Genomic DNA, 24153 nt, shown 5'->3' with positions numbered 1-24153 from the left:
AAAGCTTGAGTGGATTGGACTCAACTTTGTGTACGCTGGATGAGTCATAGGAGACGCATAGCCGTACGTACACCAAGGAGGAGCACCGCACGTGGACGTCGAACTGACCAACCGGAGCCGGGACGCGATCAACGCGGCCACGAGCCGCGCCGTGTCCGCGGGGAACCCGGATCTCATCCCGGCGCACTTGCTCCTGGCCCTGCTGGCGGGTCAGGACAACGAGAACATCACCGACCTGCTCGCCGCCGTCGAGGCCGACCAGGCGGTCGTGCGCTCCGGCGCGGAGCGGCTGATCGCCGCCCAGCCGAGCATCACGGGGTCCACGGTCGCGCCCCCGCAGCCCAACCGCGAGTTCCTCGCGGTCATCGCCGACGCCGACCGGCAGGCCAAGGAGCTCGGCGACGACTTCCTCTCCACCGAACACCTGCTCATCGGGATCGCCGCCAAGGGCGGCCAGGCCGGTGAGATCCTCGACCGGCAGGGCGCGAGCGCAGCGAAGCTGCTGGACGCCTTCGAGAAGAGCAGGGGAGGACGCCGGGTGACCACACCCGACCCGGAAGGGCAGTACAAGGCGCTGGAGAAGTTCGGCACGGACTTCACGGCCGCCGCGCGCGAGGGCAAGCTGGACCCGGTCATCGGCCGGGACCACGAGATCCGGCGCGTGGTGCAGGTGCTGTCCCGCCGCACCAAGAACAACCCGGTCCTCATCGGGGAGCCCGGCGTCGGCAAGACCGCCGTCGTCGAGGGCCTCGCCCAGCGGATCGTGAAGGGCGACGTACCCGAGTCGCTGAAGAACAAGCGGCTCGTCTCGCTCGACCTCGGCGCGATGGTCGCCGGAGCCAAGTACCGCGGCGAGTTCGAGGAGCGGCTGAAGACCGTCCTCTCCGAGATCAAGGCCAGCGACGGCCAGATCATCACCTTCATCGACGAGCTGCACACGGTCGTCGGCGCGGGCGCCGGCGGCGACTCCGCCATGGACGCGGGCAACATGCTCAAGCCCATGCTGGCCCGCGGCGAGCTGCGGATGGTCGGCGCGACCACCCTCGACGAGTACCGCGAGCGCATCGAGAAGGACCCCGCCCTGGAGCGCCGCTTCCAGCAGGTCCTCGTCGCCGAGCCGACGGTCGAGGACACCATCGCGATCCTCCGCGGCCTCAAGGGCCGGTACGAGGCGCACCACAAGGTGCAGATCAACGACTCCGCGCTGGTCGCCGCCGCGACCCTCTCCGACCGGTACATCACCTCGCGCTTCCTCCCCGACAAGGCCATCGACCTCGTCGACGAGGCGGCCTCCCGGCTCCGCATGGAGATCGACTCCTCGCCCGTCGAGATCGACGAGCTCCAGCGCTCGGTCGACCGGCTCCGCATGGAGGAGCTGGCGCTGAAGAACGAGACGGACGCGGCGAGCAAGCAGCGCCTGGAGAAGCTGCGGCGCGACCTCGCCGACCGCGAGGAGGAGCTGCGCGGCCTCACCGCCCGCTGGGAGAAGGAGAAGCAGTCCCTCAACCGGGTCGGCGAGCTGAAGGAACGGCTCGACGAGACCCGGGGCCGGGCCGAGCGCGCCCAGCGCGACGGCGACTTCGACACCGCCTCCAAGCTGCTGTACGGGGAGATCCCGAACCTGGAGCGGGAGCTGGCGGAGGCCTCCGAGGCCGAGGCCCAGCAGGAGTCGTCCAAGGACACCATGGTCAAGGAGGAGGTGGGCCCGGACGACATCGCGGACGTCGTCGGCGCCTGGACCGGCATCCCCGCCGGCCGTCTCCTGGAGGGCGAGACGCAGAAGCTGCTCCGCATGGAGGACGAGCTCGGCAGGCGGCTCATCGGCCAGTCCGAGGCCGTGCAGGCCGTCTCCGACGCCGTGCGCCGCACCCGCGCGGGCATCGCCGACCCCGACCGCCCCACGGGCTCGTTCCTCTTCCTCGGCCCCACGGGCGTCGGCAAGACCGAGCTGGCGAAGGCCCTCGCCGACTTCCTCTTCGACGACGAGCGGGCCATGATCCGCATCGACATGTCGGAGTACGGCGAGAAGCACTCCGTCGCCCGGCTCGTCGGCGCGCCCCCCGGCTACGTCGGCTACGAGGAGGGCGGCCAGCTCACGGAGGCGGTCCGCCGCCGCCCGTACAGCGTGGTCCTGCTCGACGAGGTCGAGAAGGCGCACCCGGAGGTCTTCGACGTCCTGCTCCAGGTCCTCGACGACGGCCGCCTCACCGACGGCCAGGGCCGGACCGTCGACTTCCGCAACACCATCCTGATCCTCACGTCGAACCTGGGCAGCCAGTACCTCGTCGACCCGCTGACCTCGGAGGACGTGAAGAAGCAGCAGGTCCTGGACGTCGTCAGGGCCAGCTTCAAGCCCGAGTTCCTCAACCGCCTCGACGACCTCGTCGTCTTCTCGGCGCTGGACCGGGCCGAGCTGGGCCGGATCGCACGGCTCCAGATCGACCGGCTCGCGAAGCGGCTCGCCGACCGGCGGCTCACCCTGGAGGTCACCCCGGAGGCCCTGGAGTGGCTCGCCGAGGAGGGCAACGACCCCGCGTACGGAGCCCGGCCGCTGCGCCGTCTGATCCAGACGGCGATCGGCGACCGGCTCGCGAAGGAGATCCTCGCGGGCGAGGTCGTCGACGGCGACACGGTCCGCGTGGACTGCTTCGAGGACGGTCTGAGCGTCGGCCCGGCCCGGTGACGAGAGGGGCGAAGGGCGAGGTTCTTGTCAGCCCGCAGCGGATCGCGGCTGGTGGGGCTCCCATGAACCGCCCGACATGGGGGAGGATGGCGAGCATCCGTACGAAGGGAAATTCACGGTGAGCATCGACCCGTCCTCGATTCCGAATTTCGGGGGCCAGCCCCAGCCTCAGGCCGCAGGACCGGCGGGCCCCGTCGTCCCCGACCAGGACCTCGTCAAGCAGCTCCTCGAGCAGATGGAGCTGAAGTACGTCATCGACGACGAGGGTGACCTCGCGGCGCCGTGGGAGGAATTCCGCACGTACTTCATGTTCCGCGGCGAGGACGAGCAGCAGGTCTTCTCGGTGCGGACGTTCTACGACCGCCCGCACTCGGCCGACGACCGCGCGAGGGTCCTCGACGCGATCGACGACTGGAACCGCCGCACCCTGTGGCCCAAGGTCTACACGCACCTGCACGAGGAGGAGGACGGCTCCGCCACCCTCCGTCTCATCGGTGAGGCCCAGATGCTGATCGGCACCGGCGTCGCCCTGGAGCACTTCGTGTCCTCCACGGTCAGCTGGGTCCGCGCCTCCATCGAGTTCGACAAGTGGGTCGTCGAGCAGTTCGGTCTGGAGACCCCCGAGCAGAAGGCGGACGACGAGGAGGCCTGAGCCTCCCCGCGACCGCTGCCCGCAGCACGACGAAGCCCGGCCGGACCCCGTGACCCTCGTGGCCACGGCCCCGGCCGGGCTTTCTCGTACGCCCCGGGAGCGCCGACGGCGGAGCGCCATGTGCCGCCGCGTGCCGCCGTTCACCCGTTTGCCACACGTCCCGGTCGGGTGTCGCGACGTCGTGACGAGGGATGACGGCATGAGGAGGAGGGGCGCGTGCGGCGGGTGTCGCTCCAGCGGTACCGGAGGCAGGCGCGGCGCGGGATAATCGGGCGCATGGCACAGACGCTCTCTTCGCCACCCGCCGCGGAAGTACTCCGCGCGCGGTACGCGAGTAGGCTGCCTGCCGCGCTCGCGGATCTCTCCGGACCCGCGCACGGGCAGGTCGAGCTTCCGCTCCACGTCGCGTGGTCCGGGCTCCGCACGTACGATCTCGACCGCCCCCGCCTGCGCATGAGCCTGTACCGAACCGTCCTGGCGGAAGGGCAGCACGACGACCTCGCCGCCCTCCTCAACGAGGAGCTGCTGCTCGCCCAGTGGCCGGTGCTGCGCACACTGATCAGCCGGCACATCAGCCAGGTGTGGGAAGAGGCGTTCCCCGCCCTGTCGCGACCGGCGTCCGCCGCGGCGTGAACCTGAGCGACCTGCACCGCCGCCTCTTGGCGGACGTTCTCGCCATCGGCACTCCGTATCCGTTGGTGATCACCGGGGGATACGCGGTACAGGCTCATGGCCTGGTCGACAGGCTGAGCCAGGACCTCGACGTGGCCACCGAGAACCCGGCGCCCATGGACGACATCGCCGCCACCCTGGAGCACGGCCTGGCCCGCAGAGGCTGGCGCGTCACGATGATCAGCACGGACCCGCTCTCGGCTCGGCTGATCGTCGCGGATCCGACCCTCGGGGAGGAGTGCGAGGTGGACGTCCTCAAGGAGAACTTCTGGGACGCGCCGACCGAGACCGAGCACGGTCCGGTGCTCGCCCTCGACGACGTCGTCGGCACCAAAGTCCGGGCCCTGGCCGACCGAGGGGCCGTCCGAGACCTGATCGACGTGCACGCGGCGTCTCGCGACCGCACGATCCACGAGCTCGAATCGCTCGGCGCCAGGCACAGCCGTGACGAGTTCCGCCTCCAGGACCTCCGCGACCGTCTCGGCGGCGCGGACTGGTACGAGGACGAGGAGTTCGCCGCCTACGGCCTGGTCGAGCAGAGCATCACGGACCTGCGGGAGTGGGCTGTGCGGTGGGCGAGCGACCTCGACCGGCGGCTGCACGCCACGGAGAACGACCGGGGAGACTGAGCCGTCCCGCGGTTCCGGTCGAACCCCGCAGCGTGGCGTGCGCCTCGTGGACAAGGCCACCCACCCACCTGTTCGACGGCCTTGTCGGCCGCAGGAGGTCCTGTCCTCAGGCGAGGCGCTTGAGGCGGGAGACGGCCTCCTCCAGGACCTCCGTCTTCTTGCAGAAGGCGAAGCGGACGAAGGGGGCGCCGGCCTCGCGGTGGTCGTAGAAGACGGCGTTCGGGATGGCGACGACGCCCGCGCGCTCCGGGAGGGCCCGGCAGAAGGCGAAGCCGTCGTCGGAGCCGAGCGGGCGGATGTCGGTGGTGACGAAGTAGGTGCCCGCCGGGCGGTAGACCTCGAAGCCCGCCTGCGCGAGGCCCTCGCTCAGCAGGTCCCGCTTGGCCGCGTGGTCCGCGCGGAGCTCGTGGAAGTACGCGGCCGGGAGGCGGAGCGCCTCGGCGATCGCGTACTGGAAGGGGCCGGAGGAGACGTACGTGAGGAACTGCTTGGCCGAGCGGACGGCGGACGTCAGCTCGGGGCTCGCGGTGATCCAGCCGACCTTCCAGCCGGTGAACGAGAACGTCTTGCCGGACGAGCCGATGGTGACCGTGCGGTCCCGCATGCCGGGGAGGCTCGCGAGCGGGACGTGCTCGGCACCGTCGAAGACCAGGTGCTCGTAGACCTCGTCGGTGACGACCAGCAGGTCCCGCTCGATCGCCAGCTCGGCGACGGCGGTCAGCTCGGCCCGGGTGAGGACGGTGCCGGTGGGGTTGTGCGGGGTGTTGAGGAGGATCAGCCGGGTCCGGTCGGTGACGGCGGCCCGCAGTTCGTCCAGGTCGAGGACGTAGGCGCCGTCGTGCGGGCGGAGCGTGACGGGGACGCGGGTGCCGCCGGCCATCGCGACGCAGGCCGCGTACGAGTCGTAGTACGGCTCCAGGGCGATCACCTCGTCGCCCGGCTCCACGAGCGCCAGCAGGGCGGCGGCGATCGCCTCGGTGGCGCCGGCGGTGACCAGCACCTCCGTGTCGGGGTCGTACTCGAGGCCGTACCACTGCCGCTGGTGGTCGGCGACGGCCTGCCGCAGCTCGGGGACGCCCGGGCCGGGCGGGTACTGGTTGCCGCGGCCGTCCCGCAGCGCGCGGACCGCGGCCTCGCGGATCTCCTCAGGGCCGTCGGTGTCGGGGAAGCCCTGACCGAGGTTGATCGACCCGGTTCTGGCGGCGAGCGCGGACATCTCGGCGAAGATCGTCGTCCCGAATTCGGCGAGCCGGCGGTTGAGCAGCGGTCGTGTCATGACCGCCATCCTGGGGGGAAGCTCTGGACTTGCTCAAGTGGGCTTTGGCGAGGACGCGCCGGGGGGATCGCCCTGGCATGAACATCGCATTCTTGATCCTCGGGATCGCGGCAGTGATCGCGATCGTGGTGTGGGTCGTCGCGCTGTCGATGCGCGGCACCGTGCGGACGGGTGGCGGCTCCGGTGGCAGCGCCAGTGGCACCGACAGCTGGTGGGCCGGATCGTCGGACTCCTCGTCCTCGTCCTCGTCGTCTTCGTCGTCGTGCTCGACGTCGTCCTCCTCCTGCTCCACCTCCAGCTCGTCGTGTTCGAGCTCCTCGTGTTCCTCGTCCTCCTGCTCCAGCTCCTCGTCGTGCAGCTGAAGCTCTGGAATCGCTCAAGTCGTCTTTGAGGGAGGGCCCCGGAGGGCATCTCCCTCGTACAGAAGAACGGGGGTAGTACTGATGGATTTCTTCATCATCTTCTTCGGGGCGATCATCCTGATCGTCCTGGTCTCCACCGTCCGCAGCGCCACCGGCGCCGGCCGGCGCGGTCGCCGGAAGAAGGGCCGCAGCTGGGCCGACGGCGGCAGCGGCGGCGGGGGCGGGGGCTGCGGAGGGGGCGGAGGCGGCTGCGGCGGCAGCTCCGGCTGTGGGGGCGGCGGCTGCGGCGGCAGCTGAGACGCAACGGGCCCAGAGGCACGTGTCGTTGGCAATTCGGCGGATCTTGTCGATCAATTCTGATTGAACAATTGAACTGTGGGGTCCCCGAAGGGGTTGGAAAACACGGCAAGTTGGGTAAAAACGCTGCGAGTCGCCCGGCGTCCGTGGTTCTCTCGCTCCTGACAGAGACAGCCCTCGGACCGTGTGTGGAACCGAGCCGGCGATCCCCCACTCCCGTTGAACCCTCTCCGGGGCGCCCCCGGCCCACCCGTCAAACCGTGTTTGCGGAGCCGACCCATGCTCACCACCCTGAAGACCTCCTATACCGATACCCGCGCGGCCGATCTGGCCTGGGCCCTCGGGCGCGAGCCGCTGCCCGCCCTCGCCGTACTCGACCTCGAACTCTCCGGCGCCAGCCTCCAGTTGAGGCTGCTCGGCGCCTCCCACCAGGTACTCCTGGAGGAGGAGGGGCGCAGCTGCTCGGAGACCGTCGCCTGCATGCCCGGCAGCAGCACCCCCCTCCCGCTCGGCGTCTCCAAGCGCGTCGGCGAATGGGAGTACGAATTCGCGGCGCGCGTCGAGACGCTCTCGCACGGCTCCTTCGCGGGCCGTGCGCAGGAGCTGCTCGCGCTCGTCGCCGACCACCCCAACGGCCTCGCGGGGACCTTCCCCGGCTCCCCGCACGCCTTCACGGCGATGCTGGCGCAGCGTCACGAGGGACAGGTGCGCTGGCGTACCTGGCACGCCTACCCCCAGGAAGGGCAGTTGGTGGTGACCAGGACCCGGATCGGCGAACGTATGCCCGCAACACTCTGATACGCCCCTCCGGAGCTCCAGATGCACTCGTGTGGGTGACAAGGAGTACGTAAGTCGTGACGTAGCGTTACGTTCATGATCGAGCCGACCGTGACCATGCCACCCACAAGGGTGCGACAACCGCCCGTGCGGCGGCGCGAGCGGCCGCCCAGACCGCCCAGGTCGTCCAGGTCGCCCAAGTCACCCAGGTCGTCCAAGTCGCCGCGATCGCCGCGGTCGGGGCAGGCGGTGCGGTTCCCCGTTCTCGCCGTGGTCTTCGTCTGCGCCGCGTGCGGACTGGTCTACGAGCTCGAACTGGTCGCACTCGCCTCGTACTTGATCGGCGACTCGGTCACCCAGGCCTCCGTCGTGCTCTCCGTGATGGTCTTCGCGATGGGAGTGGGCTCGCTCCTCGCCAAGCGGCTGCGCTGCCGCGCCGCCGTCGGCTTCGGCCTGGTCGAGGCCGGGCTCGCGCTGATCGGCGGCTGCTCGGCCCTCGCGCTGTACGCGGCCTTCGCCTGGCTCGGCGAGTCGCGGTACGTCGTCGTGGCGTTCTCACTCGCCATCGGCGTGCTCATCGGCGCGGAGATCCCGCTCCTCATGTCCCTCATACAGCGCGCCGCCGGGCCGGGGTCCGATGCGGGGCCGGGGCCCGATGCCGGGGCGGGGCCCGATTCCGGGTCGGGAGCGGGAGTGGGGTCGGAGGCGGAGGCGGAGGCGGAGGCCGAGGCCGGGAGTGGGGCCGGGGCGCGGTCCGGGCTCGCCGAGCGGGCGCGGCGGCAGGCCCCGGCCGGCGAGCCGGACGACGCCGCGGGGACCGTCGCCGACCTCTTCGCCGCCGACTACGTCGGCGCGCTCGTCGGCGGCCTCGCCTTCCCCTTCCTGCTGCTGCCCTGGCTCGGCCAGCTCACCGGCGCGCTCGTCACCGGCGCGGTCAACGCGATCGCGGGCGGCGGCCTCGTGCTGTGGGTGTTCCGCCGCGACCTCACCACCCGCTCCCGCGCCCTGCTGATCGGGGTCAACATGTCGGTCCTCGCCGTCCTGGCCACCGCGACCGTGCTCGTCGACGACTTCGAGGAGGCCGCGCGCCGCGCCGTGTACGGGGAGCAGGTGCGGGTCGCCGTCCACACCGACCTCCAGGAGGTGGTGGTGACGGGAGGCCGCGAGGGGCCGCCCGACCTGTTCCTCGACGGCCGGCTGCGGGTGGCGGGACAGGACGAGTACCGCTACCACGAAGCACTCGTCCACCCCGCGATGAAGGGCCCGCACGCCCGCGTCCTGATCGTCGGCGGCGGGGACGGGCTCGCCGCCCGGGAGGTGCTGCGCTACTCCGGCGTCACCTCCGTGACCGTCGTCGAGATCGACCCCGGCGTCGTCCGCCTGTCCCGCACGGATCCGGCCCTCGCCACGCTCAACGCGCAGGCGTTCCGGGACCCGCGCGTCAGGGTGGTCTACGCGGACGCCTTCAGCTGGCTCCGGGGCGCCGCCGATCGTGTGCAGGAACGGTACGACGTGGTGATCTCCGACCTCCCCGACCCGGGCATCACCCCCAGCACCAAGCTCTACTCCGAGGAGTTCCACGGACTCGTGGCCCGCGTCCTCACCGCTTCGGGACGCTTCGCCGTGCACGCCGGATCGGTCACCGACCGGCCGCACACCTACTGGACGGTGGACGCCACCCTGCACGCCGCCGGGTTCGCGACCCGCCCGTACAGCGCCGGCGGCCGCACCCCCGGCTTCGCGGCGGGCCCCGACCGCGCCGACCGCACCGGCGGTACGGAACAGGGGCCGGGCGACTGGGGCTTCCTCCTCGCCGTCCCGGGCGACCGGCCGCCCGTCCTCGGCCTCGCACCCGACGCGCCCCGGCTGCGCTCCCTCGGCGCGGGCACCCTGGAGACCGCCGCGCGCCGTGCCGAGCGGGCCCGGGGCGCCGCGCTGCCGTCCTCGACCCTGGTCCACCCGCGGTACGGCGGCTGAGGGAAGCGCGAAAGGTGGTGACAGGGGCGCGCGGGCCCCGGCGCAAAGAGGCGACGCCGCGCCCCGGCCTGAGTAGGCTCGGCTTCCATGGAGCATGAGGTGTTCGTTCCGGTACCGGCCGAGGCCCTGCGCGCGACGCTCACGGACCCGGCCCGGGTGGTGCGCTGCGTGCCCGGCCTCCAGCGGGACGCCGACGCGGAGGCGGGCCCCCTCGCGGGCCGCCTCAAGGTCCGGGTCGGCGGCCACACCATCACCTACCGGGGCGCCCTGCGGGTCGTCGAGCGGGACGGCGCCATCACCTACGAGGGACAGGGCGCCGAGGCCCGGGGCAAGGGCTCGGCCGAGCTCTCCCTGACGGTCGTCCTCACCCCTGTGGACGAGGGCACGAGCATCGGCTTCACCGGCGCGCTGACGGCGGCCGGCCGGCTCGCCGAGGCCACGGACGAGGCACGGGCCGCGGCGGGCGTCCGGCTGCTCGACAAGTTCGTGGAAGCACTGACCGCGCTGGCGGGGGAGCCCGGGGGGCCCGAGGAGCCCGAGGAGCCCCAGGAGCCCGGGAAAGCCGAGATGCCGGGGACGGCGGAGGCGCCTGCGCCGGAGCCGGAGGAGACCGACTCCGACCCCGATTCCGACCCCGATTCCGAGTCCGACTCCGACTCCGATCACGACGGTGTGGACGACGGGGTCGAGGAGCCCGGGCGCCCCTCCGTCTTCGACGCGCCCGTCCCGCCCCCCTCTCTCGACCCCCTCCTCGACGAGGACTTCGGCGCCACCCCGATCGAGTTCCCCGCCCCGCAGCCCGCCGCCGAGGCCGCCCACGCGCGGCGGACCATGATCGGGCGCAGCGCCGAGGAGGTCGACCACGCCCCGCCGCGCGGCCGGTACGCCCCCGTCCCCGCGCCCGAGGCCACCAGCGCGACCGCCACCCTGCGCTGGATCGCCCCCGCCGCCGCGCTCGCCATCGCCTCCGCCGTCGTCGTCGGCCGGGCCCTGCGTCGACGCCGCTGAATCGGCCCGGCACGTTTAGGGTCGAGGTGTGAGCATGCAGACGCGACTGACGGCGGGCGACGCCGAGTTGACCATCAGCCCCGAACACGGCTGCCGGATCGAGGGCCTGCGCATCGGCGGTACCGAGGTGCTGCGCCAAGGCGACCGGTTCGGGTGCTTCCCGATGGTGCCCTGGTGCGGGCGCACCGAGAACGGCCGCTTCCTCGACGGGGCGACCACGCACCAGCTGCCGGTCAACGCACCCCCGCACGCCATCCACGGCACCGTCCGCGACCTCGCCTGGAAGACGGCCCGGGTCGACGGGACGTCGGCGGTCTTCACCTGCGAGCTCGGGGACCCCTGGCCGTACAAGGGCAAGGTCACCCAGATCTTCGAGCTGGCCGAGGACTCCCTCTCCCTCACCTTCGGGGTCGAGACCTACGACGACTCCTTCCCGGCGCAGGCCGGCTGGCACCCCTGGTTCCTGCGCAACCTCGGCCGGGGCGGCCAGGACGTACAGCTCGACTTCGCCCCCGCCTGGCAGGAGGAGCGCGGCGAGAACCACCTCCCCACCGGCCGCCGGATCGATCCCCTCCCCGGCCCCTGGGACGACTGCTTCGGCATGCCCGACGGCGTCGACGTCACCCTCACCTGGCCGGAGGAGCTGGAGCTGAAGGTCACCAGCCGCGCCGAGTGGGTCGTGATCTACGACGAGCCGGCGGAGGCCGTCTGCGTCGAGCCGCAGTCCGGCCCGCCGAACGGCCTCAACACCCACCCGCGTCTCGTCACCCCGATCGACCCCCTGGAGATCGGAAGCGTCTGGCGCTGGCGGCGGCTCTAGAGGGCGCCCCTTAAGCTGCTGACCATGACTGACGTACGCGCTGAGCTGCTCCAGCAGATCAAGGACAAGGCCGTGGTGCACGGCAAGGTGACCCTCTCCTCGGGTCTGGAAGCCGATTACTACATCGACCTGCGTCGCATCACGCTGGACGGCGAGGCCGCGCCGATGGTGGGTCAGGTCATGCTCGACCTCACCGCTGACCTCGACTTCGACTGCGTCGGCGGTCTGACCCTGGGCGCCGACCCGGTCGCGACCTCGATGCTGCACGCCTCCGCCGCGCGCGGGCAGCGCCTCGACGCCTTCGTCGTACGGAAGGCGCAGAAGGCGCACGGCATGCAGCGCCGTATCGAGGGCACGGACGTCAAGGGCCGCCGCTGCCTCGTCGTCGAGGACACCTCGACCACCGGCGGCTCGCCGCTGACCGCCGTCGAGGCCGTCCGTGAGGCCGGCGGCGAGGTCGTGGCCGTGGCCACGATCGTGGACCGGGGCGCGGCCGGCGCGATCGCCGGCGCGGGTCTGCCGTACCTCACCGGCTACCAGCTGGACGATCTCGGCCTGGCGTAACCGCCGCGAAGTCGTGACTTAGGTCCCGGACCCCGGCAGGAACGGTCCTGACCTGCATATTCGCCAAGGGGCGGGGTGTTTCACGTGAAACACCCCGCCCCTTGGCATGCCGTGCCCGTGGGAGCCCGGACGAGAGTCTGAAAGGATGGGGGCGACGATGACGTCGCCCCCAGGTCAGGGACAGAAACGCACACACCCCGCACATCACAAGGAGCGGACGAATGCCCATCGCAACCCCCGAGGTCTACAACGAGATGCTCGACCGGGCGAAGGCAGGCAAGTTCGCCTACCCGGCCATCAATGTGACCTCGACCCAGACTCTGCACGCGGCGCTGCGAGGCTTCGCGGAGGCCGAGAGCGACGGCATCATTCAGATTTCGACCGGTGGCGCCGAGTTCCTGGGCGGCCAGTACAACAAGGACATGGTCACGGGCGCCGTTGCCCTGGCCGAGTTCGCGCACATCGTCGCTGCGAAGTACGACATCACGGTCGCTCTGCACACCGACCACTGCCCGAAGGACAAGCTGGACGGCTACGTCCGCCCGCTGCTCGACATCTCCGCCGAGCGCGTCGCCCGTGGCGAGAACCCGCTGTTCCAGTCGCACATGTGGGACGGCTCCGCCGAGACCCTCGCCGACAACCTGGCCATCGGCCAGGAGCTGCTCGCGAAGGCCGCCGCCGCCAAGATCATCCTTGAGGTCGAGATCACCCCGACCGGCGGCGAGGAGGACGGCGTCACCCACGAGATCAACGACGAGCTGTACACCACCGTCGACGACGCCATCCGCACCGCCGAGGCCCTCGGCCTGGGCGAGAAGGGCCGCTACCTGCTGGCCGCGTCCTTCGGCAACGTGCACGGCGTCTACAAGCCGGGCAACGTCGTGCTCCGCCCCGAGCTCCTCAAGGACCTCCAGGCGGGCGTCGCCGAGAAGTTCGGCAAGGTCAACCCGTTCGACTTCGTCTTCCACGGCGGCTCGGGCTCGACGGCCGAGGAGATCGCCACCGCGCTGGAGAACGGCGTCGTGAAGATGAACCTCGACACCGACACCCAGTACGCCTTCACCCGTCCGGTCGTGGACCACATGTTCCGCAACTACGACGGTGTCCTGAAGGTCGACGGCGAGGTCGGCAAGAAGTCCACCTACGACCCGCGCACCTGGGGCAAGCTGGCCGAGGCCGGCATGGCCGTCCGCGTGACCGAGGCGTGTGCCGCGCTGCGCTCGACCGGCACGAAGCTGAAGTAAGCGGCTGAAGCAAGCGGCTGAAACAAGCGTGTGAACGACGGGCCCGGTACCTCCTGAGGTGCCGGGCCCTCGTGCGTCGACGAGAGGGCAAGAGGGCTGATGTACGACTTCGACCGTGAGATAGACCGGCGCGGCACCTGGTCGGTCCAGTGGGACGGCATAGCGGACCGCTTCGGCGTTCCCGACCTGCTCCCCTTCACCATCTCCGACATGGACTTCGCGTCCCCGCCCGAGGTCCTCGCCGCCCTGCGCGACCGCGTCGACCACGGGGTCTTCGGCTACACGGACTGGCGGCTCGGCGAGTTCCGGGACGCGATCGGGCACTGGTACGCGAGCCGGTACGCGACCGAGATCGACCCCGGGGCGCTGGTGTACGCGCCGTCGGTGCTCAACCAGCTCTCGCAGCTCCTGCGGATGTGGACGGAGCCCGGCGACGGCGTGGTCGTCCACACCCCCACGTACGACGGCTTCCGCAAGGCGGTCACCGGGCTCGGGCGCGAGCTGCGGGGCGTGCCCCTCGGGGACCTCGACGCGCTGGAACGGGAGCTCGCCCGCCCCGACAGCCGGATGCTGCTGCTCTGCTCCCCGCACAACCCGACCGGCCGGGTGTGGACGGAGGAGGAGCTCGCCGCCTTCGCCGAGCTGGCCGAGCGCCACGGCGCGGCCGTCGTCAGCGACGAGATCCACGCCGACCTCACCACCGACGGCCACCGCCACGTCCCGTGGACGCGGGTGGCCGAGGCGGGCCGGGGCCGCCGCTGGGCGCTCGTCACCTCCGGCACGAAGGCCTTCAATTTTCCGGCGCTCTCCGGCTCGTACGGGATCGTCGGCGACCCGGACGCGCGCGAGGCCTTCGTCCGGCGCATGGAGACCGGCGAGGGCCTCGCCTCGCCCGCCGTCCTCTCGCTGACCGCCCACATCGCCGCGTACCGGCAGGGCGCGCCGTGGCTGGACGAGCTGCGCGGCTATGTCGCGGGCACGATGGAGCTGCTCAAGGAGCGGCTGGCCACGGGCCTGCCCGGCGTCGTCTGGGAGCCCCCGCAGGCCGGCTACCTGGCCTGGATCGACCTGCGGCCCCTCGGGATCGAGGAGACCCGGCTCCAGGAGGAGCTGGTGTCCGTGGAGAAGGTCGCGATCATGCCGGGCGGGGTGTACGGGACGCCCGGCTTCGTCCGGCTGAACGTGGGCTGCCCGCGGAAGAAGGCCGAGCGGGGCGTGGACGCGCTGATCCGGGCGGCGACCCGGCTGCGGACGAGCTGACCCGAGCCGGTTCGTAGGGCGGGCACGTCGGCGAGTGCCGTCGCACGTCGGCGCACGTCGGCGCCAGCGCGCGTCACCGTCGCCGCACGTCGTCGCACGTCGCCGCACGTCAGCGAGCGTCGGCGAGCGTCGGCGTCCGCTTCGCGGGACCATGCTGGCATGGGCGAGCGGGACGTACGGATGGCCTCGAAGACCGGCCGGTGGATCGTGTTCACGACCGTCCTCGGGTCCGGGATGGTCCTGCTGGACTCCACCGTCGTCAACGTCGCCCTGCCGCACATCGGCGAGGACCTGGACGCCGACATGGGCGAGCTCCAGTGGATCGTGAACGCCTACATGCTGACCCTCGCCGGGCTGATCCTGCTCGGCGGGGCGCTCGGCGACCGGTACGGGCGGCGCCGGGTCTTCGTGATCGGAGTGGTGTGGTTCGCGGTGGCCTCGCTGCTGTGCGGGCTCGCGCCGAACGCCGGGATCCTGATCGCGGCCCGCGCCCTCCAGGGCGTCGGCGGGGCGCTGCTCACACCCGGCTCGCTCGCGCTGATCCAGGCCAGTTTCCACGAGGACGACCGGGCCAGGGCGGTCGGCCTGTGGTCCGGCTTCGGCGGCGTGGGCGCGGCGGTCGGGCCGTTCGTCGGCGGCTGGCTGGTCGACGGGCCCGGCTGGCGGTGGGTGTTCCTCCTGAACGTGCCGCTCGCCGCCCTCTGCGTGCCCGTCGCGCTCCGCCATGTGCCCGAGTCGCGCGACGAGACCGCGCACGGCCGCTTCGACGTGCTCGGCGCGGTCCTGGGCGCGGCGGCGCTCGGGCTCGTGACGTACGCGCTGATCGGCGAGGCCTGGTGGGCGGGGGCGGCCGGCGTGGTGCTCGGGGCGGCGTTCGTGACGGTGGAGCGGCGGCGCGGCGAGCGCGCGATGGCACCGCCGTCGATCTTCGCGTCCCGGCTGTTCACGGCGGTCAACCTGGTCACCCTCTGCGTGTACGCGGCGTTCGGCGGTTTCTTCTTCCTCGCCGCGCTCCAGCTCCAGGTGGTCTCCGGCTACTCGGCGCTCGGCGCCGGTACGGCCCTGCTGCCGACGACCGTGCTCATGCTGCTGTTCTCGGCGAAGTCCGGCGAGCTGGGGGAGCGGATCGGGCCCCGGATCCCGCTCACGGTGGGGCCGCTGCTGTGCTCGGTGGGGATGCTGCTGATGCTGCGGGTCGGGGAGGACGCCTCGTACGTACAGGACGTGCTGCCGGCCGTGCTGGTGCTCGGCCTCGGCATGACGGCCCTGGTCGCCCCGCTGACCGCGACCGTCCTGGCCTCGGTGGACGTGGGCAGGGCGGGCCTGGCGAGCGGCATCAACAACGCGGCGGCGCGCGCGGCCGGGCTGCTCGCGGTGGCCGCGCTGCCGCTGCTCGCCGGGATGGGCCCGGAGACGTACCGCTCGGCGACGGAGTTCGACGAGACCTTCCGGCGCGCGATGCCGATGTGCGCGGGGATCCTGGTGGTCGGGGCGGTGCTCGCCTGGACGACGATGCGCACCCCGCCGGGGGGAGCGAAGTGCCACCCGGAGTGCCGGGTGCACTGCGGGGTGACGTCACCGCCGCTGGACCCGGGGGAGCGGGACGCGCCCGTGGACCCGGGCGAGCGGGACGCCCAGGCCTGATCCGGCGGCACCGGGCCCCGCTCCCGATCCGGCGGCACCGGGCCCCGCTCCCTGATCCGGCCCGACCGACACGACACCCCCTAGGGTGGTCCCCATGGCCATCCACGAGAACCTGCTGGGGGGACCGGCCCCCACCCACCTGCCGGACGAGCCGGGTCCGCGCGAACTGCTCGCGAGCGGTACGGCGCCGGCCGAGGTCGCCGCGCAGTACCCGACCTCCTCGCTCGCCTGGGCCCGTCTCGCCGACGACGCCTTCGAGGGCGGCCGGGTCGTCGAGTCGTACGCCTACGCCCGTACGGGCTACCACCGGGGCCTGGACGCGCTGCGCCGCAGCGGCTGGAAGGGCCACGGCCCGGTGCCGTGGGAGCACGAGCCGAACCGCGGCTTCCTGCGCGCCCTGCACGCCCTCGCCCGGGCGGCCGGCGCGATCGGTGAGAAGGCGGAGTACGAGCGCTGCACGACCTTCCTGCGGGACTCCTCGGAGACCGCGGCGGAGACGCTCGGCTGACCGTCCGCACCACCCTCCGCACGACCCCTGCATCACCCTCCGCGCCACCCGCGGAAACACCCTCCGCACCACCCTCGGAACGACCTGATCCGTCCCGATTTCCCCCTGCCCCGCCGGGCCGGGGGAAATCGGGACAGACCTCGCGGCGCCTCCGACGGCGTTCGATGGCGTTCGAAGATGGCCGGTACGATCCCCGGGACCGCAGGACCGAAGACGCCGGTATCCGAGGCCCCATCTCCTCTTCCCCCACACCGGCCGACGCAGGGGAGAAGACTGTCGTGGGCAAGCGTGCCGCACCCGCAGGACGGCGAGGGAAACAGAGCCGCCGGCGGGGCAGAGGCAGACGCGGCCCCGTGAGCCGGCTCGCGCTTCCGGCCCTGGTCCTGATGACCGTCGCGCTCGGCGGCGGCGCCGCCCTCGCCCACTTCAACGGCACCGCGACCGACGACTCGGCCGCCCCCGGTCCGCAGGCGACGGCCGCGAGCGAGGCGCCCACGACGGACGCCCCCGCGCCCCGGCCGACGACGGCGAAGCCGACACCGACACCGAAGCCGAAGCCGAAGCCCACGACGGCGAAGCCGAAGCCCAAGCCGAGCCCGAAGAAGACGACCGTGCCGCAGTCCGGCGCCGGGACGTTCACCACCGCGCAGGCCTCCGGCGACGCGGTCGGCACCGGTGGCTCGCTGCGCCGCTACCGGGTCCAGGTCGAGGACGGCATCGAGCTGTCCGCGCACGGCGCGGCGGCCGAGATCCAGCAGATCCTGGACCATCCGCGCAGCTGGGCCGCGCACGGCCGGGGCCGGTTCCAGCTGGTGTCGCAGAACGCCGACTTCGTCATCCGGATCGCCACCCCGGACACCGCGGACGCCCTCTGCCTCCAGCAGGGCCTGAACACCCACGGCGAGCTGAACTGCGAGACCGCCGACGGCGTCGTCGTGAACCTCAAACGGTGGATGCTGGGCTCGCCGACCTTCGCGGGGGAGGCCGTCGAGTACCGGCATCTGATCATCAACCACGAGGTCGGGCACGAGATCGGCATCCGGCAGCACATGGGCTGCCCGGGTCCGGGCAAGCTCGCGCCCGCGATGATGCAGCAGATCAAGGGCCTCAACGGCTGCCGATCGAATGCGTTTCCGTATGCCGAAGACGGGAGCTACATCACGGGGCCGATCGTGTCATGATGCCGTTGGGACGGCGCGCGACGAAGCACGCCTCCCGAGGGGACCGGGGCTCCCGTGCCGCACGGAATACCGTGCGTACGGTGGAGCAGACCGCTACCCGGTAGTTCGTATCGAGGAGACAGCAATGTCACTCCCCCAGGGTTCTCCCGATTCCGGAGCCGGTTCGGTCGCCGTCGACCCGAACCTCGACTTCGCGGGCACCACGCCGTACGAGGACTACGTCCAGGCGGACGTCCTCACCCACCTCCAGCACCTCCGCTCGGACGACCCGGGCGAGATGGTCTTCCTGGTCACCACCCAGGTCATGGAGCTGTGGTTCACGGTCATCGTCCACGAGTGGGAGACCGCGAGCCGCGCCCTGCGCGAGGACCGCGTCCCCGTCGCGATGGACGCCCTCAAGCGCTCGGTCCGCGAGCTGGAGGCGCTCAACCACTCGTGGCGGCCGCTGGCCCAGCTCACCCCCGGCCAGTTCAACGCCTACCGGGCCGCGCTCGGCGAGGGCTCCGGCTTCCAGTCGGCGATGTACCGCCGCATGGAGTTCCTGCTCGGCGAGAAGTCCGCGTCGATGCTCGTCCCGCACCGGGGCGCGCCGCGCGTCCACGCCGAGCTGGAGAAGGCGCTCCAGGAGCCGAGCCTGTACGACGAGGTCCTCGCCCTGCTGGCCCGGCGCGGTCTGCCCGTGCCGCAGTCGGTCCTCGGCCGTGACCTCGCGCAGCGGTACGAGCCCTCGCCCGAGGTCGAGGCCGTCTGGGCCGGGATCTACGCGGACGCCGACCAGAACACCGAGCTGGTCCGCCTCGGCGAGGCCCTGAGCGACGTCGCCGAGCTGGTCTGGCGCTGGCGCAACGACCACCTGGTGGCGACCCGGCGCGCGATGGGCGCGAAGACCGGCACCGGCGGTTCGGCCGGCGTGGCCTGGCTGGAGAAGCGGGCCCAGAAGAACGTGTTCCCCGAGCTCTGGACGGCCCGCAGCCATGTCTGAGTCGTACGAGGAGAAGGCAGCCCGGCTCGACGCCGCCGACGGCCTGGCCGGGCACCGCGAGAGGTTCGCCCTCGACGAGGGGACCGTCTACCTCGACGGCAACTCCCTCGGCGCGCTTCCCGCGCACGTCCCGGCCCGCATGGCCGACGTGATCACCCGCGAGTGGGGCGAGCTGCGCATCCGCTCCTGGGACGAGTCCGGCTGGTGGACCGCGCCCGAGCGGATCGGCGACCGGATCGCCCCGATCGTCGGTGCCGCCCCCGGGCAGATCGTGGTCGGCGACTCGACGAGCGTGAACGTCTTCAAGGCGGTCGTCGCCGCGGCCCGGATCAACGGCGACGAGCGGGAAGAGATCCTCGTCGACGCGACGACCTTTCCCACGGACGGGTACATCGCGGAGTCCGCGGCGCGCATGACGGGTCACGAGATCGTGGCGTGCGACCCGGCCGACATGGCGGACGCGGTGAGCGACCGTACGGCGCTCGCGCTCGTCAACCACGTCGACTACCGGACGGGCCGGCTCCAGGACCTGCCCGGTCTCACCGCCGCGCTCCACGCGGCGGGCGCGCTCGCCGTCTGGGACCTGTGCCACAGCGCGGGCGCGCTGCCCGTCGGCCTGGACGCCCACGGGGTCGACCTGGCCGTCGGCTGCACCTACAAGTACCTGAACGGCGGCCCCGGTTCGCCCGCGTACCTGTACGTCGCCGAACGCCACCAGGCGGCCTTCGACTCGCCGCTGCCCGGCTGGAACTCGCACACGGACCCGTTCGCGATGACCCCCGGGTACGAGGCGGCGTCGGGTGCCGTGCGGGGCCGGGTCGGGACGCCGGACATCCTCTCCATGCTGGCCCTCGAATCGGCGCTGGACGTCTGGGACGGGGTCGCGATCGAGGACGTGCGCGCCAAGTCCCTCGCGTTGACGGACTTCTTCCTGGAGTGCGTGCGGGCGTACGTCCCCGAGGGCCGGGTCACCTCCGTGACCCCCGGGGCGCACGGCGAGCGCGGCAGCCAGGCCGCGTTGAGCTGCGAGAACGCGCCGGCCGTCATGGCGGAGCTGATCAAGCGCGGGGTCGTCGGCGACCTGCGCCGCCCGGACGTGCTGCGGTTCGGCTTCACGCCGCTGTACGTCGGCTTCGCGGACGCGGAGCGGGCGGCCCGCGTCCTCGCGGAGGTCTTGGCCGACCTCCCCGCCTGAGGGGTGACCGTCCGATGATCGCCTGATCTGCGGGGGCTCCGGTGCTGGTACCGTCCCCGCAGGTCAGGCCAATTCGGCCGCGTCTCCGAGAGGTTGGAACAGCATGCCGGACCCCGCCGCGCGGGATGCCGCCGAAGAAGCCTCGGCCTTCTCGCACCCGGCCGTCGCCCCGGACGCCTCCGCCGCGTACGGCGACCACCCGGACCAGGTGGTCGACTTCTACGCCCCGCGCGACGGCCGCACCCGGGCCCCGCTCGTCGTCGCCCTGCACGGCGGCGCGTGGCGGGCGCCGTACGACCGGCAGCACCTGACCCCGTTCGTGGACTTCCTGGCCCGCCGGGGCTTCGCCGTGGCCAGCGTCGAGTACCGGCGCGGCAGCGACATCCCCCGCCAGGGCGGTACGGCGCCGGTCGCCGGGCGCTGGCCGGAGACCTTCGACGACGTGGCCGCCGCGCTCGACGCCGTACCGGCCCTGGCCGCCGTCCACCTGCCGCAGGCGGACACCGCCCGGATCGTCCTCACCGGCCACTCCGCCGGCGGCCACCTCGCCCTCTGGGCCGCCGCCCGGCACGTCCTGCCCGCCGGCTCGCCGTGGCGCCTGCCCGCCCCGCCCGCACTGCGCGGGGTCGTCGCCCTCGCCCCCATCGCCCACTTCGACCGTGCGGTGGAGCTCGACGTGTGCGGCGGCGCGGTCACCGAACTCCTCGGCGGCGAGGCGGAGTACGCCCACCGCGCACCCTTCGCGGACCCGGCCGCCCTTCTCCCGACGGGCATCGCGACCACGATCGTCCAGGGCCGCGAGGACCGCGACGTCCCGCACACCGTCGCCGAGGCCTACGCGGACGCGGCGGCTAAGGCGGGCGAGGAGATCGGCCTCACCCTCCTCGAAGGCATCGGCCACTTCCCCCTGATCGACCCGGCGGCGGACGCCTGCGCGGTGGTCTCGGAGGAGATCGCCCAGCTGGCCTGGTGACTCCGGAGCCGAATATTCCGGCGGGTTTTCGTACAACCGCTCGAACTGGTCGCGAGTCTCATCGGACAGGGCACGCCCGTGTCCGATCTTCCTCGTGGGGGTTTCACCTTGCAGTTCCGCACCACGGCCAGGCGTCTCGGCCTGGCCGTCACGGCAGTCCTCGCCGTCTCGGCCCTCGGCGCCGGCGCCCTGGCCACAGCTCCGACCGCGTTCGCGGCCACCTCGGTGGTCCCGTTGACGATCGACCAGGTCAACGTCCCCGCCGTGGCGGAGATCGACAAGACCAACGGCCGGGTGACCCTGGAATGGACGCTGTCGCGCGGCGACGCCAACCTGGACGTCACGATCACCCACGTCGCAACCGGCAAGAAGATCACGCAGCGTCTGACCGCCCCGAGGTACAGCACGGTCTTCTCCTTCACCTGGAAGCCGATCTTCGAGGAACAGGACCCGGACTCGCTGTCGTTGGTGGACGCGCCTAACGGCGCGTACACCGTCGCGGTGAAGGCGACGTCGGACGACGGTGCCGGCGCGCCCGCCTACAAGAGCTCGAAGATGAGCATCGCCCGCGCGTTCAATCCGCACGACTTCAACGACAACGGCTCCACCGACGTCCTCTCCCGGGACGTCAGCGGGGATCTCTGGCGCAGTGACATGAGCGACCGCGCGTACTACGGCGACTTCAGGCTCGCCAAGACCACCCGGATCGGCTCGGGCTGGGGCGTGTACAAGCAGATCGAGGCCGTCGGCAACATCGCCGGCGGCAAGCACGGCGACCTCATCGCCCTCGACGGCTCCGGCGTGCTCTGGCACTACCAGGGCAAGGGCGACGGCGGCTTCGCGACCCGCGTGCGGGTCGGCTCGGGCTGGGGCGCCTACAACAAGCTCGCCGGCGGCTCGGACCTCAACGGCGACGGCCGCCCCGACCTCGTCGCCACCGACGGCACCGGCACGCTCTGGTTCTACAAGGGCACGGGCAGCGCCACGGCCCCGTTCGCCACGCGCGTGAAGGTCGGCGGTGGCTGGGGTGCGTACAACCACCTGGCGGCCGTCGGGAACATCACCGGCACGTCCGCCGGTGACCTGGTCGCCCGCGACACCTCCGGCGTCCTCTGGCTCTACCAGGGCGACGGCCGCGGCAAGTTCGCCCCCCGGGTCCAGGTCGGCGGCGGCTGGGGCGGCTACAGGCAGCTCGTCGGCGCCGGCGACCTCGACAACGACGGGCGCCCCGACCTGATCGCGTACGGGACCAGCGGCCAGCACGGCGCGTACGTCTACCGCTCGACGAGCAGCACGGACGCCTCCACCCTCTTCATCCGCCGGACGACGGACCTGTACGGGTACCAGGGCAACAGCTACAGCAGCATCGCCTGAGGCTGCCCCGGCCCAGGCCATAGTCCTCAAGGGGGACCCGGAAGGATCCGCAACGAGCGGGACGACCGGGTCTCCCGGCGCCCGTACCGTGGAGCGCGTGACCGAGACACGGACCTCCGAGACGAGCCGCAGCCCCGAGCTCCACCTGGTGCAGGTGGCCCTCGGCGGGCTGCGCCAAGAGCTGTTTCATGATGCCTTCGCCTACCGGCCGCTGCCGCGCATGGACGTGAACAGCGGGCCCACCCGCTTCCTGCCGGAGCGGATACGTATCTTCGCGGGGTTGCTCCCGCACGCCTTCGTCGCGTTCTGCGCCGTGATCGTCTTCGCCCTGGGATACGACCGGATCTACTACGCCTTCGGCGTGTCGGCGCTCGTGATCACCTGCGCGCCGGCCGCGATCGTGCTGCTCACCCTGGTCCGGCCGATCCTCGCCTTCTGGGCCTCGCTCGGCGCGGCCCCCTTCGTCGGGTACATCGGCGGCTTCGACGGCGGCTGGCCCTGGACGGCGGCCTGCCTCGTCGGCCATGTGGTGGTCCTCGCCGTGGTCGCCGCCCGCACCTCGCCCCGTACCGCCGTGTGGATGTGGATCGTGACGGCCGGCTACTGCCTTTTTGCCGAGATGTTCCTCGGCATGGGGCGCAGCTCCGTCTCGGTCCCGCTCCTCTTCGTCTCGGCCCTCGTCCTGCTCACCGTCTCCATGTTCCAGGTCCGCCGTCAGGCCGACCGCGAGGTCACCGCCCACAAGACGGTGACCGCGCAGGAGATCTCGAAGCGAACCGTCCTCGAAGAGCGCACCACCATCGCCCGTGAGCTCCACGACGTCGTCGCCCACCACATGTCGGTGGTCGCCATCCAGGCGGAGGCCGCGCCCTACCGGGTCGAGAACCCGCCGCCGGAGCTGGAGCAGGCCTTCCTCACCATCCGCGAGAACGCGGTCGCCGCGCTGACCGAGCTGCGCCGCATCCTCGGGGTCGTACGGGCCGAGGACTACGAGGCGCCCGACGCGCCCCAGCCGACGCTCGGCGACCTGGACTCCCTCGTCCGCAACGTCACCGAGGCCGGGCTCGTCGTCGAGAAGACGGTGACCGGCGCGGTGCGGGAGCTGCCGCAGGGCGTGGAGCTCTCCGCGTACCGGATCGTCCAGGAGGCCCTGTCGAACGTGCTGCGGCACGCGCCGGGCGCGGCGGCGAAGGTCGAGGTCAGCTATGTCCTCGGGGGGCTCGGGCTGCGGATCGCCAACGGTCCGGCGCGCGGTCTCGTGAAGCCCTCGCCGGGCGCGGGTCACGGCATCACCGGCATGCGGGAGCGTGTGACGATGCTGGGCGGGGAGATGACCGCCGAGGTGACGGCGGACGGCGGCTACGAGGTGGCGGCCTTCATCCCCGTGAGCCGTGAGGAGAGCGTGGAATGAGCATCCGTGTGCTGATCGTCGACGACCAGATGATGGTCCGCGAGGGCTTCTCCGTGCTGCTCGGCGCGATGCCCGACATCGAGGTCGTCGGCGAGGCCGTCAACGGCCGGGAGGCGATCTCCCAGGTCGCCGCCCTCCGCCCGGACGTCGTCCTCATGGACATCCGCATGCCCGAGCTGAACGGCATCGAGGCCACGCGGGAGATCGTCGCCGCCGACGCGGACGCGAAGGTCCTCGTCCTGACCACCTTCGACCTGGACGAGTACGTGTACCAGGCGCTGCGCGCCGGGGCCTCCGGCTTCCTCCTCAAGGACGCCTCGGCCCGGCAGCTCGCGGACGGCGTGCGGGTGGTCGCGGAGGGCGAGGCGCTGCTCGCGCCGACCGTCACCAAGCGGCTCATCACCGAGTTCGCGAAGGCGCCCGGCAGTTCCCCGCGCCCGCCCGCCATGGCGCAGATCGGGGAGCTCACGGAGCGGGAGACGGAGGTCCTCGTGCTCATCGCGCAGGGCCTGTCGAACGTCGAGATCGCCGAGCACCTGGTCGTCGCCGAGTCCACGATCAAGACGCACGTGAGCCGCATCCTCGTGAAGCTGGGGCTGCGCGACCGGACGCAGGCGGCGGTCTTCGCGTACGAGGCGGGCCTGGTGCGCGTCGGCGGCTGACG

General features: G+C 72.0%; 23 protein-coding genes. 22 read left to right on the top strand and 1 reads right to left on the bottom strand.

The annotated features are described in order from the left end of the window. Nucleotides 1–91 precede the first annotated feature (91 nt). The 4 genes from clpB to ACZ6K0_RS19350 all read left to right on the top strand — a co-directional run bounded on the left by clpB (nt 92) and on the right by ACZ6K0_RS19350 (nt 4636). Nucleotides 92–2683, top strand: a complete 2592-nt coding sequence (gene clpB, locus ACZ6K0_RS19365; RefSeq protein WP_469231034.1) for an ATP-dependent chaperone ClpB — start codon at nt 92–94, stop codon at nt 2681–2683. Between the two features lie 118 nt (nt 2684–2801). Beyond that, entirely contained in the window at nt 2802–3335 is a 534-nt protein-coding gene (locus ACZ6K0_RS19360) for a type III secretion system chaperone family protein (protein ID WP_376407187.1), read from the top strand. 276 nt (nt 3336–3611) lie between these two features. After that, nucleotides 3612–3968, top strand: a complete 357-nt coding sequence (locus ACZ6K0_RS19355; RefSeq protein ID WP_376407185.1) for a hypothetical protein — start codon at nt 3612–3614, stop codon at nt 3966–3968. Further along, on the top strand, nt 3965–4636 hold the full coding sequence (locus tag ACZ6K0_RS19350; RefSeq protein WP_469231032.1) for a nucleotidyl transferase AbiEii/AbiGii toxin family protein: 672 nt from the start codon (nt 3965–3967) through the stop codon (nt 4634–4636). Before ACZ6K0_RS19355 ends, ACZ6K0_RS19350 begins: the two co-directional genes overlap by 4 nt. A gap of 106 nt (nt 4637–4742) precedes the next feature. Here ACZ6K0_RS19350 and ACZ6K0_RS19345 read toward each other — a convergent pair whose 3' ends face one another. Then, complete coding sequence (locus ACZ6K0_RS19345) at nt 4743–5912, bottom strand: pyridoxal phosphate-dependent aminotransferase (protein WP_376407181.1); 1170 nt, start codon at nt 5910–5912, stop codon at nt 4743–4745. Nucleotides 5913–6123: 211 nt separating this feature from the next. Between ACZ6K0_RS19345 and ACZ6K0_RS19340 the strand changes: the two genes are divergently transcribed. The 18 genes from ACZ6K0_RS19340 (at nt 6124) to ACZ6K0_RS19255 (ending at nt 24151) form a co-directional block, all read left to right on the top strand. After that, the gene (locus tag ACZ6K0_RS19340; protein WP_376407179.1) at nt 6124–6303 is read left to right on the top strand and encodes a hypothetical protein; all 180 of its coding nucleotides are present in this window, start codon (nt 6124–6126) and stop codon (nt 6301–6303) included. A gap of 52 nt (nt 6304–6355) precedes the next feature. Further along, nucleotides 6356–6571, top strand: coding sequence for a hypothetical protein (locus ACZ6K0_RS19335; RefSeq protein ID WP_376407177.1), 216 nt, complete (start codon nt 6356–6358; stop codon nt 6569–6571). 279 nt (nt 6572–6850) lie between these two features. Then, nucleotides 6851–7369, top strand: a complete 519-nt coding sequence (locus tag ACZ6K0_RS19330; RefSeq protein WP_376407175.1) for a DUF2617 family protein — start codon at nt 6851–6853, stop codon at nt 7367–7369. Between the two features lie 75 nt (nt 7370–7444). Next, nucleotides 7445–9325, top strand: a complete 1881-nt coding sequence (locus ACZ6K0_RS19325; protein WP_469231030.1) for a spermidine synthase — start codon at nt 7445–7447, stop codon at nt 9323–9325. 87 nt (nt 9326–9412) lie between these two features. Continuing rightward, on the top strand, nt 9413–10333 hold the full coding sequence (locus ACZ6K0_RS19320; protein WP_469231028.1) for an SRPBCC family protein: 921 nt from the start codon (nt 9413–9415) through the stop codon (nt 10331–10333). Between the two features lie 34 nt (nt 10334–10367). Further along, on the top strand, nt 10368–11153 hold the full coding sequence (locus ACZ6K0_RS19315) for an aldose epimerase family protein (protein ID WP_469231026.1): 786 nt from the start codon (nt 10368–10370) through the stop codon (nt 11151–11153). A gap of 24 nt (nt 11154–11177) precedes the next feature. Continuing rightward, nucleotides 11178–11717 carry an orotate phosphoribosyltransferase gene (pyrE, locus tag ACZ6K0_RS19310; RefSeq protein WP_469231024.1) on the top strand — a complete coding sequence of 180 codons (540 nt, stop codon included), beginning with the start codon at nt 11178–11180 and terminating at the stop codon, nt 11715–11717. A 221-nt stretch (nt 11718–11938) separates the two neighbouring features. After that, a complete protein-coding gene (gene fbaA / locus ACZ6K0_RS19305) occupies nt 11939–12961 on the top strand; it encodes a class II fructose-bisphosphate aldolase (RefSeq protein ID WP_056653162.1) in 1023 nt (340 codons plus the stop codon). Nucleotides 12962–13060: 99 nt separating this feature from the next. Beyond that, on the top strand, nt 13061–14221 hold the full coding sequence (locus ACZ6K0_RS19300) for a MalY/PatB family protein (RefSeq protein WP_469231022.1): 1161 nt from the start codon (nt 13061–13063) through the stop codon (nt 14219–14221). Nucleotides 14222–14380: 159 nt separating this feature from the next. After that, the gene (locus ACZ6K0_RS19295) at nt 14381–15865 is read left to right on the top strand and encodes an MFS transporter (RefSeq protein ID WP_469231021.1); all 1485 of its coding nucleotides are present in this window, start codon (nt 14381–14383) and stop codon (nt 15863–15865) included. A 94-nt stretch (nt 15866–15959) separates the two neighbouring features. Then, on the top strand, nt 15960–16373 hold the full coding sequence (locus ACZ6K0_RS19290) for a DUF3151 domain-containing protein (protein WP_376407161.1): 414 nt from the start codon (nt 15960–15962) through the stop codon (nt 16371–16373). Between the two features lie 278 nt (nt 16374–16651). After that, nucleotides 16652–17554, top strand: a complete 903-nt coding sequence (locus tag ACZ6K0_RS19285; RefSeq protein ID WP_469231012.1) for a DUF3152 domain-containing protein — start codon at nt 16652–16654, stop codon at nt 17552–17554. A 124-nt stretch (nt 17555–17678) separates the two neighbouring features. Next, the gene (locus ACZ6K0_RS19280; RefSeq protein ID WP_376407157.1) at nt 17679–18536 is read left to right on the top strand and encodes a tryptophan 2,3-dioxygenase family protein; all 858 of its coding nucleotides are present in this window, start codon (nt 17679–17681) and stop codon (nt 18534–18536) included. Beyond that, nucleotides 18529–19731 (top strand): kynureninase, encoded by a 1203-nt coding sequence (kynU, locus tag ACZ6K0_RS19275; protein ID WP_376407155.1) that lies wholly within the window; start codon nt 18529–18531, stop codon nt 19729–19731. Before ACZ6K0_RS19280 ends, kynU begins: the two co-directional genes overlap by 8 nt. A 103-nt stretch (nt 19732–19834) precedes the next feature. Then, nucleotides 19835–20704: an alpha/beta hydrolase gene (locus ACZ6K0_RS19270; RefSeq protein WP_376407153.1), complete on the top strand. Its 870-nt coding sequence runs from the start codon at nt 19835–19837 to the stop codon at nt 20702–20704. Nucleotides 20705–20812: 108 nt separating this feature from the next. Next, nucleotides 20813–22078 (top strand): FG-GAP repeat domain-containing protein, encoded by a 1266-nt coding sequence (locus ACZ6K0_RS19265; protein WP_469231005.1) that lies wholly within the window; start codon nt 20813–20815, stop codon nt 22076–22078. 88 nt (nt 22079–22166) lie between these two features. Next, nucleotides 22167–23489 (top strand): sensor histidine kinase, encoded by a 1323-nt coding sequence (locus ACZ6K0_RS19260; RefSeq protein ID WP_469231003.1) that lies wholly within the window; start codon nt 22167–22169, stop codon nt 23487–23489. After that, nucleotides 23486–24151: a response regulator gene (locus ACZ6K0_RS19255; protein ID WP_376407149.1), complete on the top strand. Its 666-nt coding sequence runs from the start codon at nt 23486–23488 to the stop codon at nt 24149–24151. Before ACZ6K0_RS19260 ends, ACZ6K0_RS19255 begins: the two co-directional genes overlap by 4 nt. The last annotated feature ends 2 nt before the right edge of the window (nt 24152–24153 follow it).

Source organism: Streptomyces sp. NPDC042346 (assembly GCF_055581845.1).
The sequence above is the reverse complement of the archived record's forward strand: the minus strand, read 5'-3'. Positions and strand labels throughout refer to the sequence as shown.

Coding starts and splice junctions, on each gene's coding strand:
- ACZ6K0_RS19255 (WP_376407149.1), top strand. CDS start 23,486: ATGAGCATCCGTGTGCTGATCGTCGACGACCAGATGATGGTCCGCGAG.
- ACZ6K0_RS19345 (WP_376407181.1), bottom strand. CDS start 5,912: ATGACACGACCGCTGCTCAACCGCCGGCTCGCCGAATTCGGGACGACG.
- ACZ6K0_RS19295 (WP_469231021.1), top strand. CDS start 14,381: ATGGGCGAGCGGGACGTACGGATGGCCTCGAAGACCGGCCGGTGGATC.
- ACZ6K0_RS19315 (WP_469231026.1), top strand. CDS start 10,368: ATGCAGACGCGACTGACGGCGGGCGACGCCGAGTTGACCATCAGCCCC.
- ACZ6K0_RS19280 (WP_376407157.1), top strand. CDS start 17,679: ATGTCACTCCCCCAGGGTTCTCCCGATTCCGGAGCCGGTTCGGTCGCC.
- ACZ6K0_RS19355 (WP_376407185.1), top strand. CDS start 3,612: ATGGCACAGACGCTCTCTTCGCCACCCGCCGCGGAAGTACTCCGCGCG.
- fbaA (WP_056653162.1), top strand. CDS start 11,939: ATGCCCATCGCAACCCCCGAGGTCTACAACGAGATGCTCGACCGGGCG.
- ACZ6K0_RS19270 (WP_376407153.1), top strand. CDS start 19,835: ATGCCGGACCCCGCCGCGCGGGATGCCGCCGAAGAAGCCTCGGCCTTC.
- kynU (WP_376407155.1), top strand. CDS start 18,529: ATGTCTGAGTCGTACGAGGAGAAGGCAGCCCGGCTCGACGCCGCCGAC.
- pyrE (WP_469231024.1), top strand. CDS start 11,178: ATGACTGACGTACGCGCTGAGCTGCTCCAGCAGATCAAGGACAAGGCC.
- ACZ6K0_RS19320 (WP_469231028.1), top strand. CDS start 9,413: ATGGAGCATGAGGTGTTCGTTCCGGTACCGGCCGAGGCCCTGCGCGCG.
- ACZ6K0_RS19290 (WP_376407161.1), top strand. CDS start 15,960: ATGGCCATCCACGAGAACCTGCTGGGGGGACCGGCCCCCACCCACCTG.
- ACZ6K0_RS19330 (WP_376407175.1), top strand. CDS start 6,851: ATGCTCACCACCCTGAAGACCTCCTATACCGATACCCGCGCGGCCGAT.
- ACZ6K0_RS19325 (WP_469231030.1), top strand. CDS start 7,445: ATGATCGAGCCGACCGTGACCATGCCACCCACAAGGGTGCGACAACCG.
- ACZ6K0_RS19335 (WP_376407177.1), top strand. CDS start 6,356: ATGGATTTCTTCATCATCTTCTTCGGGGCGATCATCCTGATCGTCCTG.
- ACZ6K0_RS19300 (WP_469231022.1), top strand. CDS start 13,061: ATGTACGACTTCGACCGTGAGATAGACCGGCGCGGCACCTGGTCGGTC.